We start from the raw sequence: 19,410 nt of genomic DNA, 5'->3' as shown, positions 1-19,410 counted from the left end.
TTACTGCGCCGAGGCGAGGTGGTGGCGTTCCGCGAGCTTCTGCGCGTCGGCGTAGTGCTTCTGCAGGATCGGCAGCGACTGGCGGGCGACTTCCTTCAGCTTCGTGTCGCGGCCCGACGCGATTTCGGCCTGGAATGCCGAGATGGCCTTCTGCTGGCCGGCAAGCGCGACCTGCTCGATGTACGCCTTGTCGAACTCGGCGCCGCGCAGGCTCTTGATGCTGTTCAGCACCGACGTGTCGGGGTCGTTGGCCGGCACGTCGACGCCGCGCGGGCTGGCTGCGCGCATCGCCTGGATGATCTTTTCATCGTCGGTCGATACGCGTTGCGCGAACGCCTTGACCTGGCTGTCCGACGTGCGCGAATCGGCGATACGCGCCGCGTCGTGCTGCGTCGACACGGTCTTCGTGCCGTCCGTGATGAAGGCCTGGTCGGCTTCGTGGATGCGCGTCGCGGCGGCGGCCGGTGCGTTCGGTGCGGCCGGTGCCGGTTGTGCGGTTTGTGCAGTCGCCGTCACGGCGACGAGAAGCAGGCCAGCGGCAGACAAAGCAAGGCGCGAGACTTGGGGAAAGCGGTTCATGGGACCTCCTTTCGATCGGGGCTCTGGTTGAAAAACGGATCACGTGATCCGTCGCTGTGCGAGAGACCGGGCGCGCCCGGGCCGGATTCGACCGCCGCTCTGCCGCGGCGCCGGTCGACGTGTTTCCCGACCCGACCGATTCTAGGAGAGCGATCCGGTAGCAGGTGCAACCGCGCTGTGGTTTGTGTAACGGTTGGTAAGACGAATCGATGAGCAAGCGCGCCGACAGGTATTGCATACCTGTCGGGTGTGCGATGGCGGCAATTTTTGCGTGCAGGCGACGTGCGAAAGGCACGTGCGTGTCATCGGTTTTTCATCATCGTGCTGCCGTGTCATGCGAGGTCGCTTGCATCGAGCGATGACTCGAAGCGGATGCACGCAGCGCTCGAATGCGTCACACGCGATCGAGCAATGCGTCGAGACGCGGCAGCAACGGTGTCGCGCAATGCGCCTGCAACGCGTCCGGCGCGGTGTAGCCCCACGCGACGCCCTGGAATGCAATGCGTGCGCGTCGTGCCGCGTCGGCGTCGCGGATTTCATCGCCGACATACAGCACTTCATCGTTGCGCACGCCGGCCTCGTGAACGAGTGCGCGCAGGCGACGTGCCTTGCCGAACAGCGGAATGCCGCACGCGAAATGCTCGACACGGCTGCTGGCGTGCGGGCCGAGCCGGTCGCGTACGATCGCCTCGGTATTCGACGTGGCGATCGCGATGCGGATGCCGCGCGCGGCGAGCGCGTCGAACGTTTCGTCGACGCCAGGGAACAGCGTCACTTGCGCGACGCGCGGCTGCATCAGGCGACGCATGTCGATCGTCACGCGCGGTACTTTCCACATCGGCACCTCGAGTGCACGGATGATGTCGCGGGCCGACATGCCGCGCAGCGCCGGGCGCAGTTCGGGCGTGGCGTCGCGAAAGCCGTGCAGGCGCGACGCTTCCGACAGCGCCGCGAGAAAGCTGTCGAGCGAATCGGCGAGCGTGCCGTCGAAGTCGAATGCGATGAGACGGTAGGGCATGAAGCGGCGTGGCAGGTTTATCGGGCAGGCGACATTGTCACCGAATCGAGTCCCGTCGTCCGCACGGTTGGTTGCGCCCGCCTCGACCTCGAAATCGATCTCGATCTCGATCTCGACCCGCGCACGCGCGGATCGTCTCGGCCCGGCTGCTGCCGTTGAAGCGTTGCAAGGCAGATCGGACGTTGCGGGCGCCGTGAGCCGGGCAAGTGGATGCCTGTTCGCTGGGGGGTAGCCGATAGGTGTCGCCGCTTGTCGCCCCTCGCGCCGCGCGGTATCGTCAGCGTTTCGCCTGCCACCACACCAATCGGAGACCGACGTGCCCGCTGCCACCCCTGCCACGCTGAGATTTTCCACCGACAAGCGCGAACTCGACATCGACGCGATCTTCGACTTCCTGCATCGCGACGCATACTGGTCGCAGGGCATTCCGCGCGACGTGGTCGAGCGTGCGATCGAAGGCTCGCTGTGCTTCGGCGCCTACGTGGGCGACCGGCTCGTCGGCTTCGCGCGGCTCGTCACCGATCACGCGACGTTCGCGTACCTGTGCGACGTGTTCGTGCTGCCGGCCGAGCGTGGCAACGGCTACGGCCGCGCGCTGATCGATCACGTGTTCGCGCAGGAGATGGTGCAGGGCCTGCGCCGCATCATGCTCGTGACGTCCGATGCGCACGAGCTGTACCGGCCGGTCGGCTTCGGGCCGTCGGCGAATCCCGAGCGGGTGATGGAGATCCGTCGCGCGGACATCTACGCGAAACGCTGACGCGCGGCGCAGCGCATACAATACGCGCTTTCCGTTTTTGCCGAAGAGAAGCCCATCATGACCGAACAGGAAGCCGAACAGCTCGCGACGCATCGCCATTACAAGGGCGGGCTGTATCGCTACATCGGCGTTGCCCGCCATTCCGAAACCGAGGAATCGGTGGTCGTGTACGAACATCTGTGGCCGCATGCGCGCGGGCTGTGGGTGCGGCCGGAAGCGATGTTCAACGGGAACCTCGAAGACGGCACGCCGCGTTTCCGCAAGCTGCGCGACTGATTGACGGCCGGCGGCGCGCGACGCCGCCATGCCAGCCGGCTGCGTGACCGTCTACGCGCCGGCCAGCGCCTTCACCAGCTCCGGCGGGGCCTGCCCGACCGTGACTTCCGGCGTGCCGTGCCACGCCGCGAGCTTCTTCACCGCTTTCGCGACATCCGCTGCGAGCCCCGTGCCGAACCGCACGCCCGGCTCGACATGCACGACCTTCAGTTCGAACGTGCCGAGCGTGCGATGCGCCTTCGCGTCGATGCGCCCGACCAGCCGGCCGCGATGCAGCACCGGCAGGCAGAAGTAGCCGTAACGCCGCTTGTGCCCGGGCGTATAGCATTCGATCGTGTAATCGAAACCGAATAGCGTCGACGCACGCCGCCGGTCCCAGACGACCGGGTCGAATGGCGACAGCAGCGTCGTGACTGTCGAGCGCAGCGTGTCGGCCTGCGCGGCCGGCAGCAACGCTTCGAGCGAGCGATGCACGTAGGCCGGCTCCTTCCAGTCGTCGATCGCCACCGGGATCAGGTCGCCCGCGTCCGCGAGCTGCTCGAGCTCCGCGCGGTACGAACGGCGCGGCAGTCGATAGTAGTCGGCCACCCAGTCCGCACGCACGACGCCGAGCGCGCGGCACGTGTAGTCGAGCAGCGCGGGCAGCACGGCGTGGCGGGGCGGCAGGTCGCGCGCATCGTCCCAGTCGGGTAGCACGCGCTCGCGCACGTCGTACACGCGCTGGAAATTGCGGCGTTCCGACACCATCAGGTCGCCCGTCGTGAACAGCACTTCCAGGTGCTGCTTCTCGGGCTTGCGATCCCACCAGCCGTTGCCTTTCACGCCATCCTCGCGGGCGAAATCGGCCGAGCGTACGGGGCCCCCGTCGCGAATCCGCGCGAGCAGCCGTTCGATGTCCGGACGATTTTGCTCATGCCACTCGGCCGCGTACTTCCAGCCCATCCCTGACGGATCGAGCATCTTGTAGCGCATCAGGCCGAACTGCTCGACCGGCAGGAAGCACGCTTCGTGCGACCAGTATTCGAACAGGCGTGCCTCGGCGAGATGTTCGTCGAGCCACCGCGGCGAGAAATCGCCGAGCCGGCTGAACAGCACGAGATACGGGCTGCGCGCGACGACGTGGATGGTGTCGATCTGCAACTGCGCCATCCGGCGGATCGTGTCGAGCACGTCGGACTTGGTCGCCTTGCGGCGGGGCGGGGTCAGCAGGCCCTGCGCGGCGAGATGCAGCGCGCGGGCGGCGGCGGGCGAGAGCGTAAGCATCGGAAGGGCGGCCGGGAGTGATGGTCGGGAACCACTTTAGCGCGAAAGCGGCGCGCGCGTGCGGCGTGCCGATGCATCGTGTCTGACAATGGTTGACAGATGCGTTTCGCAAGTTTCCCTATAGTGCAGTTCATGGCGCGACGATAAAGACGCGCAACGATTTTGCTTCCGACGCACATATGTCCATGGCACGCAGGAAGCGAATCCGGGATTCTCAACCCCCATCGGGAGACCCGGAGCCCTGAGCGGACATCCATGCGGCTGTGCACCGGCCCCGTGTGGATGTCCGCTGATTTTTTTGTTTTTCCGGTTTGCTTCGCGGGCGGTTTTTCGTTCTGCCCCTTTCGTTATTTCCCGCTCGCCTGCCTGATCGCTATTGCCGCTTGCCGCGCGCGACTTCGTCGCCGGCGCCGGGCGGCAACCGCCGCGTGATCGGAATCGATGCGAACGAGCACAGCCCGACCACGAGAAACGCGGGCCAGAAATCCGACCACACCATCTTTTGATGACCTTGCAGCCAGTGCGAGATGTGCAGCACGAGGCCGGCCACCGTTACGCCCAGGCCGAGCGACATTTGCTGCACGACGCTGCCGAGGCTCGTCGCGCGGCCCGCATCGCGCGGCGAGATGTCTGCGTAGATCATCGAGTTCAGGCTCGTGAACTGCAGCGCGGGGAAGATGCCGCCGACGAGCACGATCAGCCAGATCGCCCAGGTCGCCATGCCGGGATGGAACACGCCGTACGCGGCGATCGCGAGCCCCGCGAAGGCCGCGTTGTAGATCAGCACCGTGCGGAAGCCGAAGCGGCGCAGCGTATGGGTGGCCGTCGAGCGGCTCATCGCGCCGCCGAACGCGGACGCGCACGTGATGAGCCCCGAATGGAACGCGCTCATGCCGAGCCCTTCCTGCAGCGCGAGCGGCAGCAGGAACGGTACCGCGCCGAGGCCGATGCGGAACAGCGACCCGCCGACGACGCTCGCGTGATACGTGGGGATCTTCAGGAAGCTGAGGTCGAGCACCGGCCGCTCCTTGCGGCGCGCGTACGGCACGTAGAGCGCGAGCAGGACGGTGCCGGCCACGCACATGACGAGCGCGTTCGAGCGCGACGTGAGCGAACCGTCGATCAGCGTGAGGCCCATCAGCAGCAGCGCGGCGCCGCTGGCCGACAGCAGGAAGCCGAACCAGTCGAGCGGGCCGGGATCCGGTTCGCGCGTGTTCGCGATGTGCTTGCTCGCGAGGTAGATCCCGTAGATGCCGATCGGCACGTTGATGAAGAAGATCATCCGCCAGTGCAGGTAGGTCGTGATGAAGCCGCCGACGAGCGGCCCGACCGTGGGCCCGAACAGCGCGGGAATCGCGAGGTAGTTCATCGCGCGCACGAGATCCGAGCGCGGCACCGCGCGGAAGATGATGATGCGGCCGACGGGCACCATCATCGCGCCGCCGACGCCCTGGATGAAGCGTGCGAACGTGAGCACGCCGAGGGAACTGGATGCCGCGCACATCAGCGAGCCGACGACGAAGATGCCGATCGCGGTGCGGAATACGGAGCGTGCGCTGAAGCGGTCGGCCAGCCAGCCGCAGATCGGGATGAATACGCCGAGCCCGACCACGTAGGCCGTGATCGCAATGTTCAACGTGACGGGGCTATGCCCGAAGTCCCTCGCCATCGCGGGGAGGGCGGTGACGATGATGTTCGCGTCGACGCTTTCCATGAACAACGCACAGGCAACGATGAGCGGTGCTAGAAAGACGGGCGACATGGGCTGGGCGCGCGGTAAAGGCGTCATTATGCCCACAATGTGACCGTTGAGTCACGTACGACAACAGTTGTTCCGCATGTTGCAACAGTCGTCTTTTTTGCGGGCGTCATGGAAAGAACGACTGCGCAAATGCGGCGCTTGCATCGCGTCTGCGTGCCGCATGGGTCGGGACGGCGGACGGTGCGACCTTGCCGTCGTTGGACGCATTCACATGCTCGACACCCGACAGGATCTCGACGATGTCGCCGTCGCGATCCAGGGGCGGCATCTCGCAAAGCGCCTCGATCACGTGTTCGCATGTGTGGCGATCCTGCGCGTCCCTGATCCACACGTCGGTCACGCGCGCCGAGGAGAACCCGGTGTCGTCGAAGCGCGGCGACGTGCTTGCGCCGTGAGTCTTGCGGATCGGTGTGATGCGTTCGCGCCGCAGTCGTAAGCGCTCCGGCACGGGGCGGCCGGGCCATTCGGGGCGCGTCTTCACGAGGACGCACTGGGTGGGCGGGGGCGCAGTGAGCTGGGGCACGCTGATTCCTTTTGACGGCGTGGAAGGGCGTTTCTAGAATATGAGCGTTTGCTCATATTGGAAACTCGCGTTCCAGCCATGTCCGAATCGTCTCCACGAATCCCGCTGTCACCACGCAAGGCGCCGCGACAGCGCCGCTCGGTGGTCACCGTCGACGCGATCGTCGAGGCCGCTGCTCGCATTCTGGAGCGCGACGGCTTCGACGGGTACACGACGAACGCGGTCGCGGCGCTGGCCGGCGTCAGCATCGGCTCGCTCTATCAATACTTCCCGAACCGCGATGCGCTGACGGCCGCGCTCGTCGAGCGCGAGAGTGCGCATTTGCTCGGCGACGTCGACCGGGCCGGTGCGCTGTCGTCATGCGACGACGTACTGCGCGCACTGGTACGCGCGGCCGTCGCGCACCAGATGCGCCGTCCCGTGCTCGCGCGGCTGATCGATTTCGAGGAGGCGCGGCTGCCGCTCGGCGCGCGCACCGCACGCGTCGCGGACCGCATCCACGCGACGCTGCTGCATGCGCTCGCGCAGCGCGATGCGCCGCGTGTCGCTGCGCCCGACGTCGTCGCGCACGATCTGCTCGCAATCGTGAAGGGGATCGTCGATGCGGCGGGGGCGCGCGGCGAGACCGATGCGGATGCGCTCGATGCGCGGGCGTGGCGCGCCGTACGCGGTTATCTGCGCGAGTCGCGCGAATCGAAACTTGCTTGATGTGCGCGTTTCGTGCGACAGTCGGACCCACTCGCAGCACAAAACGACGCGCATCGATCGAGGGCCATCGAGACGAGCGCGCGCGAACGAGACCTCGTGCCGACCCACTCACCATCGAAAGGAGGGGACACGTCATGACGTCACGTCGTGCCGCATCGATTGCATCTCGCTTCGCTAGCCGCTTCCCGACGCGCTTCTCGCTCCGTCTTTCACCGCCTCTCGCACCGCCCGCATCGCGTCTTCGCCGGGCCGCCGCGCTGGCCGTCGCGTATCTCGCGGTGGCCGGCTGCGCCGCGCAGGCCGACAACGCGAACCAGGCCGCCGCGCAGGCGGCTGCCGGGTCGGCACCGCCAACTACGGTCGCGGTTGCCGGCCCCGCGTCGGGCACGCTGCTGACGCCGCCGAGCCAGCTCTACGGCGACCTGTTCGTCGCGGTGCAGACCGCGCAGATCTATCCCGACCAGAAGACCTTCGTCGATGCGACGCCCGACAGCGATCCCGCGACGATCGTGCAGTTGTATCAGCAACAGAAATCGCAGCCGGGCTTCTCGCTGAAGGCGTTCGTCGGCCAGCATTTCACGCCGCCCCCGGAAAGCGGCGTGACGCCGCCGCCGAATCAGACGCTGCGCCAGCACATCGACTGGCTGTGGCCGCAGCTCACGCGCACGAGCGCGACGGTGCCGCCCTACAGTTCGCTGATCCCGTTGCCGAAGCCGTATGTCGTGCCGGGTGGCCGCTTCCGCGAGGGCTACTACTGGGATACCTATTTCACGATGCTCGGGCTGCAGGTGTCGGGCCGCGAGGATCTCGTCGACGACATGCTCGACAACTTCGCCCATCTGATCGACACGATCGGGCACATCCCGAACGGCAACCGCACGTACTACGCGAGCCGCTCGCAGCCGCCGTTCTTCGCGTACATGGTCACGCTCGCCGCGCAGGCCGAAGGCGACAAGGTCTATCAGAAATACCTGCCGGAACTGCGCAAGGAGCATGCGTACTGGATGCAGGGCGAAACCACGACGCCGCGCGGGCAGGCCGCGCGCCACGTGGTCGCGATGCCCGACGGCGCGGTGCTGAACCGCTACTGGGATGCGAGCGATACGCCGCGCGACGAGTCGTATCTCGAGGACGTGACGACCGCGAAGTCGGTGCCGGCGCGTCCGGCGAACGAGGTCTACCGCGACCTGCGCGCGGGCGCCGAAAGCGGCTGGGACTACAGCTCGCGCTGGTTCGGCGACGGCAGGACGCTTGCGACGATCCGCACGACGTCGATCGTCCCGGTCGACCTGAACAGCCTGATGTTCCACCTCGAGACGACGATCGTGAAGGGCTGCTCGGTCACGCGCGACGTGGCATGCGTGACCGATTTTTCAGGGCGCGCGGCGCGGCGTGCGGCCGCGATCAACCGTTATCTGTGGAACCGCCGCGGCTACTACGGCGACTACGACTGGCAACTGCGCAAGCCGCGCGACGCCGTGACGGCCGCTGCGCTGTATCCGTTGTTCGCGGGCGTCGCGTGGCCCGAGCGCGCGAAGGCGACCGCGCGCGAGGTGCGCAAGACGCTGCTGCAGCCGGGCGGCCTCGCGACGACCACCGAGAACACCGGGCAGCAGTGGGATGCGCCGAACGGCTGGGCGCCGTTGCAGTGGATCGCGATCGACGGGCTGCGGCGCTATGGCGAACCGGCACTCGCGAAGGACATCGGCACACGCTTCCTGTCCGACGTGAAGCACGTGTATGCGACCGAGGGCAAGCTCGTCGAGAAGTACGTGGTCGAAGGGGCCGGCACGGGCGGCGGCGGGGGCGGCGAGTATCCGCTGCAGGACGGTTTCGGCTGGACCAACGGCGTCACGCTGAAACTGCTGGGGCTGTACGGCGAGTGACGCGCGGCGCGGGCCGCGCGCTTGCGCCGCAAGAGAACGCACGGGCCGGACTGTCGCGCAAGCGGCCGTCCGGCCCGTGCGTTGCATCCGGTTTGCGTCAGAACGTGATCGTCGTGCGCACGCCGACCACCGTTTCGTCGCCGATGCGCGCACCGGGCGCGTTCGGATTCGGGATGCCGCCGCCCGGGCGGAAGAAGTGTTGCAGGTCGGCCTGCATCTGCCACCACGGCGTGACCTGGTACTGGTAGGTCGCTTCGACGACCGTCTCTGCGCGGCGCACCGGATAGCCGGGCGTCGTGTAGACACCGGTGTCGCCGTCGAGGCCGCGTGCATGCGAGCCGATCTTCGCGTAGCCGACCGCGATGCCCGCGACGTCGTTGTCGCGTCCCTTGAACGGCGCCTTCAGCGTCACGCCTGCGTTGGCGGCGAAATCGACGATATTGCGATCGCCCGGCGAGCCCATCAAGCGCGCGAACACGCCGACCGAGCGCGGGCTGTCGGCCGACGGCCGCCACACCATTTGGTCCGCGACCGCATAGAACCCGTAGTTGCCGCGATGGGTGGCGGCAATGCCGTTGCTATCCGGATTCGCGAGCGACAGGCCGTCGGTGCCGTAGCGCGGGTCGCTCGCATGCTGCGACTGATACCAGAAGCCGAGCTTGTACGTGCCCGGCAGGCCGGCGGGTTGCGGCGCCTTCGGATCGGCGGGCGGCGCGTTCAGCGCGTACTGCACTTCGCCGATCACGAATGCGCCGCTGCGCAGGTTGAAGTTGGTGCCGTGCGCGTTCAGCACTTGCGCATCGCCGTCGGTGCGGCCGGCCGGGTTGCCGTCGAACACGCCGACCATCGCGGTCCACGCATCGGCCGGCTTCACGCGCAGCCGCACGCCGAGCGACGACAGCGGATACGCGGGGCCGCCGGCCGGCAGGTCGGTCGACGGCAGCACGGGCCAGCCGAACGTGGCGTTCATGAACGTCGCCGCGTTCTGGCTCACCATGAATTCCTGGTCGACGCTCTGCTGGCCGACCTTCACGTCGACCTTGCCGTCGAGCAGCGACTGCTGGTACCAGAGTTCCCACAGGCGCGTGGTCGAATTTGCCTCGATGCCGGTCGCGGTCTGCAGCGTCTGCAGATAGCGCTGCGTGAGGTTGGTGCCGTGAATCTGCAGTGCCGATACGTTGAACGTGCCGCCCGGCAGCCCGACCGCTTTGCCCGTGTCGACGTTGAAACCGAATTGCGTGAGCCCCTGGTACGCGCCGCCGCGATTCGTGCCGCCCGACGTGTTGTACAGGTACTCGCTGGTTTCCTGCAGGCTCAGCGTGACGCCGTGATCGCCGAGCACGTCGCGCAGGCCGCCCATGTTGCCGAGCAGGTTCGAGCGTTCCCAGAAGCCAGTGGGAGCGGGCGCGGCAGCATCGGCGGCCTGTTGTGCGGGAGCGGCGGCGTCGTTGGCGCCGGCCGCCGGTTCGGCCGCGGCGGGCGGCGTCGATTGCGCGAACGCGGGCGCCGCGGCGAGCGACAGCAGCAGCGTGGCGAGCGCATTGAGGCGGAGCTTGCGCGGGACGGGTTCGAGATAGTTCTTCATGTGGGTTCCGTTGACGGTTTGATTAGTTAAGCTGAAGAAGAGAAAACGTGATGCGAGAAGCGTGGCGTGGTGGTCGCGCGGCGGTATGGGGCACGTCGTCCCGCCGCGCAGCAGGGCTTACGGCAGCCAGCCGCCGATGCGCCACACCTGTGCAAAGCCGAGGCGCGGCGCGGCCGAGCACAGCATCGCGACGAGCGCGACGGCGGCCGCCATTGCGGCGACCAGCAGGCAGTCGAGCGGGCGGGGCGTCGCCGGCACATGGGCGAGCGCCGTGCCGCGCCAGTTGCTGAACGCGTGGGCGAGCGGCGAGAGGCCGGAAACGAACGAGCGGTCGCATGCGATATGCACGATGCGCTTGAGTCTGACCGCGAACGATTGAAGAAACATGACGCTGCCTCCGTCCGGTCCGGCTCGGGCCGGACGACGTGATCGAGCGCGGGCGCACGATGCGACCTGCGATCGGAGGGTGGAACGTAATGGAGCGTGCGACGGACGAACCGGCGATGGCCGGCCCGGAAGGAAGCGCGCTAACCCGACGAATGCGAGCTAGCGGCGAAAGACATGCGTCTGGCTGCTATCTCGCGATGGCTTGGCCGGCCTGGACCGGCATCGAACTGCAACTAGAGCATGTGTCCACGGAGGGACTCCCTTGATGAATTGCGGCGGATTGTATGCGTGTCGTTTGCTGCAGCGCAAGTAAAAAACGCATAAAAGTGGCGCACGGTGCGCGGGCACCTCGGCAGCACGTTCCGGCGCGGGACGGGCAACGAATGGACAGCGGACGGGCAGCAGATGAGCACGACGGGAGGCGCCGCCCCGTTGTTCATACGCATCGGCCACCGACCGCGCGATACGCCCTGAAAGGTTGCGCCGCTTGTTTTCAAGGGCAATTCTTTCAGTGATGTGACGCGAGAAATTTATTTCGGGAAATGGGGTTTCGAGGGGTTGACTTCACTTTCGGGCCGTCCATAGAATCCGCCATCTTCACTCTTGGGGCCGCCGCCTTGGACGCCTGCAGTAGTCGATCTTCGAACGAAATTTCCGCCTGAGCGACCGACGTCCGCGCCTTATCGAAGCCGCCGTTTGTCTCCCAGGCAAACGGTGCGCGCAGCAGTATTCCGCAGTAACCCCCTACGTGCACCCTGATTCGCGCCGGTTAGCGTGATGCGTTTTCGCATGCGCCGTCCGGTTTCACCGCCGCCTGGCAGGCGGCCGCGTTCGCGCACGCTTTTCCCGTGCTCGCGAATCCCGGCCCGCAGGCCTGACGGCGGTCAACCGTGTTCTCCCGAACACCGTACAGGAGCCGCCATGAACGACAGTGACAGTTGTCCCTTATGCCCGTTGCACACACCGACCCTTTTGAACCCGGGTCGCAGGGACAATCCGGCGCACTAGCCTGACACGTCGTTCAGGCCCCGGACTGGCCCCGCGCCCACCACGCGGCCGGCACGCCTGCCGTCGCCGCACGGAGCCAGATCATGAACTTCGGCCTTCTGCTGTCGAATCTCCCGCACGTCACGGAATCGCGCAACCACTACGACGCGATGCTGATGCTCGACGCCCGTCCGCGGGTGTTCTCCCGCCTGTTGAACCATCTGAAATCGTTGCTCCGCTGAAGCAAGATGCACCGCGCGTGCCTCGGCATGCGCACGTGCGGCCGCCATCGAGCGGCCGCCACGCGCGCATTCCAAGGTCACACGCTTATCAGATAACCCTTAGCCGTACGGAATAAATCATGTCCACGCCATCCAACGTTTCTCCACCAATCGCCGCCGAACGCAGCGCCGTGCTCGACGAAGCCCACCTGGGCGACATCCGCGGCGCGCTCGGCACGATCTCGCGCCACGACACCGGTGCACGCAGTACGTGGTGGGCGCGCCTGCGCACGCTGCTCGCCATCATCGGCCCGGGCCTCATCGTGATGGTCGGCGACAACGACGCCGGCGCCTTCGGTACCTACACGCAGGCGGGGCAGAACTACGGCACGACGCTGCTGTGGACGCTGCTGCTGCTCGTGCCCGTGCTGTACGTGAACCAGGAAATGGTGCTGCGCCTAGGCGCGGTGACGGGCGTCGGCCATGCACGCCTGATCTTCGAGCGCTTCGGCAAGTTCTGGGGCGCGTTCAGCGTGATCGACCTGTTCCTGCTCAACGCGCTCACCATCGTCACCGAGTTCATCGGCATCACGTTCGTGCTGGATTTCTTCGGGCTGCCGAAGGTGGCCGGCGTGTGCGTGGCCGCGGCGCTGACCATGGCCGCGGTGAGTACCGGGGATTTCAGGCGCTTCGAGCGGTTCGCGATCGGACTGTGCCTGCTGAGCCTGCTGCTCGTGCCGGTGCTCGTGTCGATCCATCCGCCGGTGGCGCAGATCTCGCGCGACTTCTTCGTACCGAACTGGCCCGCGCATGCGAAGCTGTCCGACGTGATGCTGCTCGTGATCGGTATCGTCGGCACGACGGTCGCGCCATGGCAGTTGTTCTTCCAGCAGAGCTACGTGATCGACAAGCGCATCACGCCGCGCTTCATGAAGTATGAAAAGGCGGACCTGTGGATCGGCATCGCCTTCGTGCTGGTCGGTGCAGTCGCGATGATCGCGTTCTCGGCCCAGCTGTTCTCGGGCCATCCGGAGTTCGGCAACTTCACCGACGCCGGTGGCATCATCGCGGGCCTCGAGAAGTATTCGGGCCGCACGAGCGCGACGCTGTTCGCGGTCGCCTTGCTCGACGCGTGCATCATCGGCGCGGCGGCCGTATCGCTGTCGACCGCCTATGCGATCGGCGACGTGTTCAAGATCCGTCACTCGCTGCATCGTAACGTGTCGGACGCGAAGGGTTTCTATCTCGTCTACTTCGGCATCGTCGCGGCCGCCGCGGCGCTGGTGCTGATCCCGGGCAGCCCGCTGGGCCTGCTGACGGAAGCCGTGCAGACGCTCGCGGGCGTGCTGCTGCCGAGCGCGACCGTGTTCCTGCTGCTGCTGTGCAACGACAAGCAGGTGCTCGGCCCGTGGATCAACTCGACGAAGCTCAACGTGTTCACGGGCGCGGTGATCTGGGTGCTCGTGATGCTGTCGATCATCCTGACCGCATCGGTGATGTATCCGGACATCAGCGGTGAAGCGATCCTCGACGTGCTGGTGGGCGGCAGCGTGTTCGCGATCGTCGGCTATCTCGCGACGGTGCTGATTCGCCGCAACAAGCGCGTCGTCGAACCCGGCGTCGACCGTACGCAACGCGATACGTGGCGCATGCCGCCGCTCGACACGCTCGAGCCGCAGAAGATGACGCTGACGACGCGCGTGTGGATGGCCGTGCTGCGCGGCTATCTCGTGATCGCGGTCGGTCTCGTGATCGTCAAGGTGGTGCAGATGATGCTGCTGAAGTAACGCAGGTCGTCTTCCAGGAAGCGGCGCCGGACCCGGCACCGCGCCGCAACCCGCACATGCCGGCCCTCGAGGCCGGCATGTGCGTTTACGCATCCGCTTGCGACGCGACGCGACGCGCCGTGCCGTGCCGTGCCGTGCCGTGCCGCGCACGCGGTACGGTGCGGCCGTCAGATCAGTTCGAGTTTCGACGTCAGGTACGTGAGCTGGATCCGGTTCGCGACGCCGAAGCGTTTGCGCAGCTTGCGCAGGTGATAGTCGACGTTGTGTGCGCTGGTGTCGAGGCGCCGGCCGATCTCCTTGTCGGAGGCGCCTTCGGCGATGCCGAGCAGCAGTTCCTGCTCGAACGGCGTGAGCCCGTTCACCGCGCGCTCGCGCGACGTCGAGATCAGTTGCGGCGACGCGAACTTGTGGACCGACAGCCCGATCGACAGCGCCTGTTCGATCGTCGCCGGCGTGATCCATTCGCGTGTGCGGCGCGGCGCGGTGAAGCTCATGAACGCGTGCAGCCGCGTGCCGGGCACGGCCATCGAATACATGACGCCGCTGCACATCCCGTCGTCCTGCATCGTCTGCAGGAAGCCGTCGAGCGCGGCCGGCGTCACGCGCGGACCCGCGTCGCGCTCGCGGTGTTCGCGGCGCAGCTGCTGCAGGTCCCACACGATCGGCATGTTGCACACGCGCGCGCCGAGCGTGCGCGGATCGATGTCGTGATGGTGGTGCCGCACGTAGTCGCCGCGATAGGTGGCCGGCGTGAATGCTTCGTGCAGGTAGAGACTTTCGACCCGCTCGTGCGCGAATTCGAGCGCGAAGTACGCGAACGTCGAGAAGCCCGTCAGATGCAGCAGGCTCGCGACGATCCGGCTGCGCTCGGCCGTGCTCTGCGCATGTGCGAGCGTATCGGCGACGCCGAGCTTCGGCGCGTGCGGCTGCGTGAGCTCGCCGTGTTTCACGTCGTCGCACCAGACGACCTGCACCGGGCGCTCGCGCAGCGCGTCCGGGCACGCGTTCAACCCGTGCGACGGACCGGGAAAGGTTGGGGCGACCGCTTCTTCATGCAATGCAATATCGGACATGAGCCATCCCTCGGAATCGACGCGCATCGCCTGGCGGCGGCCGTATCGTGTACGGCGTTCGCGGCGGTGCGATCGAGCATCGGTGTGATATGCGCCGATCGTCATCCCTGACGAAACGCGGGGGCATTGTACAAAAATGCCGGTGTACGCGTAATATGCCGTAATACTAATGGCGGCGAAAGATTCCTATTCGCACGCCTATAACGAAGACCAGAAAATCCATAAAGAAAAGACCAGATCGTGACGGGGCGCAGGTTCACATATTGGGAAAGGGCGGGCTCCTCATGGCATATGCTGACGGCGCACCACGCGTCGAGTGGTTTTCGCAGGCCGATATCGCAACGGCTGCGGCTTATTCGAATGAATATCAGGCAATCGGGCATGACGTTTTTACCGGCATTCAAATTGAACCCGGTAAAACCGACCTTGCTCCGGTCGATTTTGCGCAATGCCATGCGCGATTGCGGCAAATCGGTTTCAGTACGCTCGGTTACGGCGCTTTCGAAATGATCGGGCGGCGCATCCTGTGCGCGCATTTGCTTCGCGACCTCGCGCCCGCGACGTTCATGCAGCCGTTTATCGAAGGCATGCTCTACGAGAGCGACCCACGGTTCGCGCAGGTGCGGCAGAGCGGCTTTCCGGTCGCGTGGCGGCTCGACGAGATCGAGGCGGCCGCGCAGGGCAGCGGCGACCGCAAGATGCTGGCGCTCGCCGGCCATCTGCGCGCGCATGCGATGAACAGCGGTGTGCTGTTCGGTCTGTCGGCGCCGCGCCTCGACCTGCGCGTCGCGGTGAACGTGACGTCGGAGACGCACGGCACCGAATGGATCGACGATCGCGTGATCGGCGGCGCGCTGTCGGTCAGCCTCGCGGTGCATCGCGTCGCGCTGCCGTTCCTCGAGGCACGCATCGCACGCATGCGCGGCTTCGCGCTCGGCGACGAACAACAGCAGGTGCTCGACCGCCTCGTGCACGGGCTGTCCGACCAGGAGATCGCGAGCGCGCTGCGCACGTCGCTGCACAAGGTCGGCCACCATATCCGCTCGCTCGAGAAACTCTTCAACGTGCAGAACCGCGCGCAGCTTGCGTATCTGGCGGCGCGCCGGCTGCCGTCCTGACGCAGTCCGTCCCCTGTTTTCTCCGCGTGATCCGATGACCGTCGGGTCGGCCCGCCTGTGGTCGGCCGGACGGGCCGATTCGGCCGGACGCACCGCCGCGATGCGCACACGATGCTTGACAGCGGTTTTTTCGAGTGATTTCAGCATTCACCAGTGAATTATTGCTGATTTATTTCTTCGTAATATGGCTCGACCGTCACGCCGGACGGCGGGCCGCGAGGTTGCGCCATGCGTGACGGAACTGGTCAACAGGGGCGGAAAAATCAATGTGCGGAATCGACGGCTTTCTGAATAGCGTCGCCATCGATGAGGAGACAGCGCGCGGCACGCTCGCGCGCATGACGGCAAGCCTCGCGCATCGCGGGCCGGACGGGCAGGGGATCTGGGTCGATCCGGAAGCCGGCATTGCGCTCGGCCACCGGCGGCTCGCGATCGTCGACCTGTCGGTACACGGCCGACAGCCGATGGCATCCGCGTGCGGCCGCTACGTCATGGTCTTCAACGGCGAAATCTACAACCATCGCGAACTGCGCGCCGAGCTCGAGCGCGCGGGTCGCGCACCGGCGTGGCGCGGCCACTCCGACAGCGAGGTGCTGATCGCGGCGATCGTCGCGTGGGGTGTCGAAGCGACGCTGCGGCGTGCGACCGGCATGTTTGCGATCGCGCTGTGGAATCGCGAATCGCGCGTGCTGACGCTCGCGCGCGACCGGATCGGCGAGAAGCCGCTCTACTACGGCCGGATCGGCGACGCGCTCGTGTTCGCGTCCGAGCTGAAGGCGCTGCGCGGCTACCCGGGCTTCGACGGCGCGATCGACCGCGATGCGCTGTGCCTGTATCTGCGCCAGTCGAGCGTGCCCGCGCCGCACACGATCTATCGCGGCATCCACAAGCTGCCGCCGGGCACGTATATCCAGTTCGAGCATGCGCGCGACATGCCGCGCCTGCGTGCGTACTGGACGCTCGATCAGGCGATCGAGGACGGTCGCGCGCAGCCGTTCGAGGGCAGTGCCGACGAAGCGGTCGGTCAGCTCGACGTGGTCTTGCGCCAGGCCGTCGCGCGGCAGATGGAGGCCGACGTGCCGCTCGGCGCGTTCCTGTCGGGCGGCGTCGATTCGTCGGCGATCGTCGCGCTGATGCAGGCGCAATCGGCGGCGCCGGTCGACACGTTCACGATTGGCTTCCACGAAGCCGGCTATGACGAAGCCGGTTACGCGAAGGCCGTCGCGCGCCATCTCGGCACGCGCCATACCGAGCTGTACGTCACGGCCGACCATGCGCTCGGCGTCGTGCCGAAGCTGCCGTCGATCTACGACGAGCCGTTTTCCGATGCGTCGCAGATCCCGACCTTTCTCGTGTCGGAGCTGACGCGCCGGCACGTGAAGGTGAGCCTGTCCGGCGACGGCGGCGACGAACTGTTCGGCGGTTACACGCGCTACTTCCTGACGCCGCGTCTGTGGCGCAAGCTGCATCGCGTGCCGGGCGCCGTGCGCGCGCGGATCGCCGCCGCGCTGCATGCGTTGCGGCCCGATCACGCGGACCAGCTCGCGGCCGTCGCACAAGGGGCGTGGGGCGGCGTGGAGGCACGCGAATCGGCGACGCGCATCGGCGATCGCCTGCACAAGCTCGGCCACGTGATGACGGCCGAGAGCCGCATCGGGCTGTACCGGCTGCTGATGTCGTCGGTGCATCATCCCGAGCGCCTTGCGCTGTCGGGCCAGGAGCCGGCGACACCGCTCGACACCGTATCCGCATGGCCCGCGCACCTGAGCTTCGCCGAGCAGGCGATGGCGATCGACACGCTCACGTACCTGCCGACCGACATCCTCGCGAAAGTCGATCGCGCGGCGATGGCCGTGAGCCTCGAAACGCGCATGCCGTTCCTCGACCATCACGTCGTCGAATTCGCGTGGCGCGTGCCGGCGGAGGTGCGTTTGCCGGAAGGGCAGTCGAAGGCGCTGCTGCGCCGGCTGCTCGACCGGTACGTGCCGTCCGCGCTGATCGACCGGCCGAAACAGGGCTTTTGCGCGCCCGTCGATCACTGGCTGCGCGGCTCGTTGCGTGACTGGGCCGACGCGCTGTTGCGGCCGTCGCGGTTGCGCGAGGAGGGCTTCTTCGATGCGGCCGCGGTCGAGCGCCTGTGGCGGCAGCACCAGACCGGCCGGATGAACTGGCAGCACCAGCTGTGGACCGTGCTGATGTTCCAGGCGTGGCTGGAAGCGCAGCGCGCCGCATAAGCGGGCGCGCTGCGCGTCGTCACTGATCGAGGCAGCGCGTGCAGCGCTGCTTCGCGTCGTTCGCTTGCGGGCCGCGGCACCGCGTCGTCGTGGGCCGCGCATGGCACGAAGGCGGATCGGCGGAGGCCGCCGGCGACGCTTGCCGACGTGCGCGATCAGGCGGCGTGGTCGCGACGGCATCCATCCGTCGCTGGCGTGCGGGCGGCGTGTCGCGCCCGGCGCTGCCTTCATCCGGATTGCCCGGCGTCGTCGACGCGACGTGAAGCGCGTGGTCGTTCGCCGCGTGCGCCACGGGCGGCGCGGCGCACGCGAGCGCAACCAGTGCATACAGGCAGGCGACAACGGTTCGCGAATCGCACATCTTCATGGTCGTTCCGTTCGTTTCGGGGCCGGTGGCGCGGAGGGCGCGCGGCGGCTGCGTCGATTGTAGGGACGGCAATGATCGTGTGTCACGCCGAATTCCGTAGTCGCCGGCATTGGCGGCGGCCGGAGCGGAAGCGACGAAGCGTGACGATGCGCGGACGCGGGCGTCCAAAAGCGACCGCCGCCCGGAGGCGGCGGTCGGGTCGCGACTGGCTGGCGGGCCGGGCGGCATGCAGGCCGCGCCCGACGGGCGGGCCGCGAGGCGCTGCGGAGCGGCGCAGCGCGGTGGGGGGAGTGTGGCCGGCGCGCCGCGTGGGGCGAAGCGTCAGGCGTAGTCGGCGGCCATCGCGGCCTGCGGTGCGATGCGCAGGAGCGGCGCCGCGTCGTGGCGCTCGACGTGCGTCATCGCCGCACCGAACAGCACCAGGCGATAGCCGACGGCGTAGATCGGGATGATCCGCAGGTTCTTGTCGTGATCGAGCTGCAGCTTCGAGCGGATACGCGAGATATGGGTGTCGAGCGTGCGCGACGACACGCCGAGTTCACGGCCCCACACGGCTTCCTGGATTGCCTGCCGCGGCACGATCTTGTTCATGTTGTCGAGCAGGAATTCGACGACGTCGAATTCACGCGGCGTGACGTCAACGACTTTGTTGTCGATTTCGATCGTGCGGCGCACGAAGTTGATTTTTATGTTGTCGATGTACAGGTATTTGCAATCCATGGTGGCCCTCGCATGTCCGTAAAGGAGTGTTTGCGGGTCCTGTGCTGCAACTTTCGGGCCAGGGAGCGGATCGTCATGTATCGACGGGGGACGGCGCCGGTGCAAGCGGCGTGGCGGCCTTGAATTTAAAAGAATTTTTAACGGGAGGCACAGGGC

At 66.8% G+C, this 19,410-nt stretch carries 17 protein-coding genes and 1 pseudogene; 8 read left to right on the top strand and 10 right to left on the bottom strand.

The genetic code is table 11. The features are described 5' to 3' along the window. Positions 1-579: a DUF4142 domain-containing protein gene (locus QZM67_RS05460; protein WP_043179983.1), complete on the bottom strand. Its 579-nt coding sequence runs from the start codon at positions 577-579 to the stop codon at positions 1-3. A gap of 394 nt (positions 580-973) precedes the next feature. Beyond that, the gene (locus QZM67_RS05455; protein ID WP_301801169.1) at positions 974-1,597 is read right to left on the bottom strand and encodes an HAD hydrolase-like protein; all 624 of its coding nucleotides are present in this window, start codon (positions 1,595-1,597) and stop codon (positions 974-976) included. Positions 1,598-1,913: 316 nt separating this feature from the next. Here QZM67_RS05455 and QZM67_RS05450 point away from each other — a divergent pair, with 316 nt between their 5' ends. Beyond that, the gene (locus QZM67_RS05450; RefSeq protein WP_175022157.1) at positions 1,914-2,357 is read left to right on the top strand and encodes a GNAT family N-acetyltransferase; all 444 of its coding nucleotides are present in this window, start codon (positions 1,914-1,916) and stop codon (positions 2,355-2,357) included. 57 nt (positions 2,358-2,414) lie between these two features. Continuing rightward, a complete protein-coding gene (locus QZM67_RS05445) occupies positions 2,415-2,633 on the top strand; it encodes a DUF1653 domain-containing protein (RefSeq protein WP_006480837.1) in 219 nt (72 codons plus the stop codon). Positions 2,634-2,684: 51 nt separating this feature from the next. Here QZM67_RS05445 and QZM67_RS05440 read toward each other — a convergent pair whose 3' ends face one another. The 3 genes from QZM67_RS05440 to QZM67_RS05430 form a co-directional block, all read right to left on the bottom strand. Beyond that, positions 2,685-3,896: a winged helix-turn-helix domain-containing protein gene (locus QZM67_RS05440; protein WP_301801166.1), complete on the bottom strand. Its 1,212-nt coding sequence runs from the start codon at positions 3,894-3,896 to the stop codon at positions 2,685-2,687. Positions 3,897-4,269: 373 nt separating this feature from the next. Beyond that, complete coding sequence (locus QZM67_RS05435) at positions 4,270-5,658, bottom strand: MFS transporter (RefSeq protein WP_175022159.1); 1,389 nt, start codon at positions 5,656-5,658, stop codon at positions 4,270-4,272. Positions 5,659-5,764: 106 nt separating this feature from the next. Further along, positions 5,765-6,181 (bottom strand): darcynin family protein, encoded by a 417-nt coding sequence (locus QZM67_RS05430; protein WP_175022160.1) that lies wholly within the window; start codon positions 6,179-6,181, stop codon positions 5,765-5,767. Positions 6,182-6,259: 78 nt separating this feature from the next. Between QZM67_RS05430 and QZM67_RS05425 the strand changes: the two genes are divergently transcribed. Both QZM67_RS05425 and treA read left to right on the top strand, forming a co-directional pair. Next, positions 6,260-6,889 carry a TetR/AcrR family transcriptional regulator gene (locus QZM67_RS05425; protein ID WP_301801164.1) on the top strand — a complete coding sequence of 210 codons (630 nt, stop codon included), beginning with the start codon at positions 6,260-6,262 and terminating at the stop codon, positions 6,887-6,889. Between the two features lie 134 nt (positions 6,890-7,023). Next, positions 7,024-8,775 carry an alpha,alpha-trehalase TreA gene (gene treA, locus QZM67_RS05420; RefSeq protein WP_301801163.1) on the top strand — a complete coding sequence of 584 codons (1,752 nt, stop codon included), beginning with the start codon at positions 7,024-7,026 and terminating at the stop codon, positions 8,773-8,775. Between the two features lie 97 nt (positions 8,776-8,872). On the opposite strand, the gene QZM67_RS05415 is transcribed toward treA, so the two are convergent. Beyond that, a complete protein-coding gene (locus tag QZM67_RS05415) occupies positions 8,873-10,360 on the bottom strand; it encodes a carbohydrate porin (RefSeq protein ID WP_301801162.1) in 1,488 nt (495 codons plus the stop codon). 117 nt (positions 10,361-10,477) lie between these two features. Further along, entirely contained in the window at positions 10,478-10,747 is a 270-nt protein-coding gene (locus tag QZM67_RS05410) for a hypothetical protein (RefSeq protein ID WP_301801160.1), read from the bottom strand. Between the two features lie 1,091 nt (positions 10,748-11,838). Here QZM67_RS05410 and QZM67_RS05405 point away from each other — a divergent pair. After that, positions 11,839-11,976: a hypothetical protein gene (locus tag QZM67_RS05405; protein WP_301801158.1), complete on the top strand. Its 138-nt coding sequence runs from the start codon at positions 11,839-11,841 to the stop codon at positions 11,974-11,976. A gap of 119 nt (positions 11,977-12,095) precedes the next feature. Beyond that, entirely contained in the window at positions 12,096-13,742 is a 1,647-nt protein-coding gene (locus tag QZM67_RS05400; protein WP_301801156.1) for an NRAMP family divalent metal transporter, read from the top strand. A 167-nt stretch (positions 13,743-13,909) separates the two neighbouring features. Here QZM67_RS05400 and QZM67_RS05395 read toward each other — a convergent pair whose 3' ends face one another. Continuing rightward, positions 13,910-14,815 (bottom strand): LuxR family transcriptional regulator, encoded by a 906-nt coding sequence (locus QZM67_RS05395; RefSeq protein WP_301801155.1) that lies wholly within the window; start codon positions 14,813-14,815, stop codon positions 13,910-13,912. Between the two features lie 284 nt (positions 14,816-15,099). On the opposite strand from QZM67_RS05395, the gene QZM67_RS05390 reads away from it, so the two are divergent. Then, positions 15,100-15,933, top strand: a complete 834-nt coding sequence (locus tag QZM67_RS05390; RefSeq protein ID WP_301801154.1) for an autoinducer binding domain-containing protein — start codon at positions 15,100-15,102, stop codon at positions 15,931-15,933. A gap of 266 nt (positions 15,934-16,199) precedes the next feature. Continuing rightward, positions 16,200-18,167 carry an asparagine synthase (glutamine-hydrolyzing) gene (asnB, locus tag QZM67_RS05385; RefSeq protein WP_301801153.1) on the top strand — a complete coding sequence of 656 codons (1,968 nt, stop codon included), beginning with the start codon at positions 16,200-16,202 and terminating at the stop codon, positions 18,165-18,167. A 19-nt stretch (positions 18,168-18,186) separates the two neighbouring features. Here the strand turns inward: asnB and QZM67_RS39895 are convergent. Continuing rightward, positions 18,187-18,381: pseudogene (locus QZM67_RS39895) on the bottom strand (lytic transglycosylase); the annotation flags it as partial. Between the two features lie 474 nt (positions 18,382-18,855). Then, positions 18,856-19,254: a winged helix-turn-helix domain-containing protein gene (locus QZM67_RS05375; RefSeq protein WP_301801148.1), complete on the bottom strand. Its 399-nt coding sequence runs from the start codon at positions 19,252-19,254 to the stop codon at positions 18,856-18,858. Positions 19,255-19,410 lie beyond the last annotated feature (156 nt).

The organism is Burkholderia sp. AU45251, from assembly GCF_030482905.1.
Lineage (GTDB): Bacteria > Pseudomonadota > Gammaproteobacteria > Burkholderiales > Burkholderiaceae > Burkholderia > Burkholderia aenigmatica.
The sequence above is the reverse complement of the archived record's forward strand: the minus strand, read 5'-3'. Positions and strand labels throughout refer to the sequence as shown.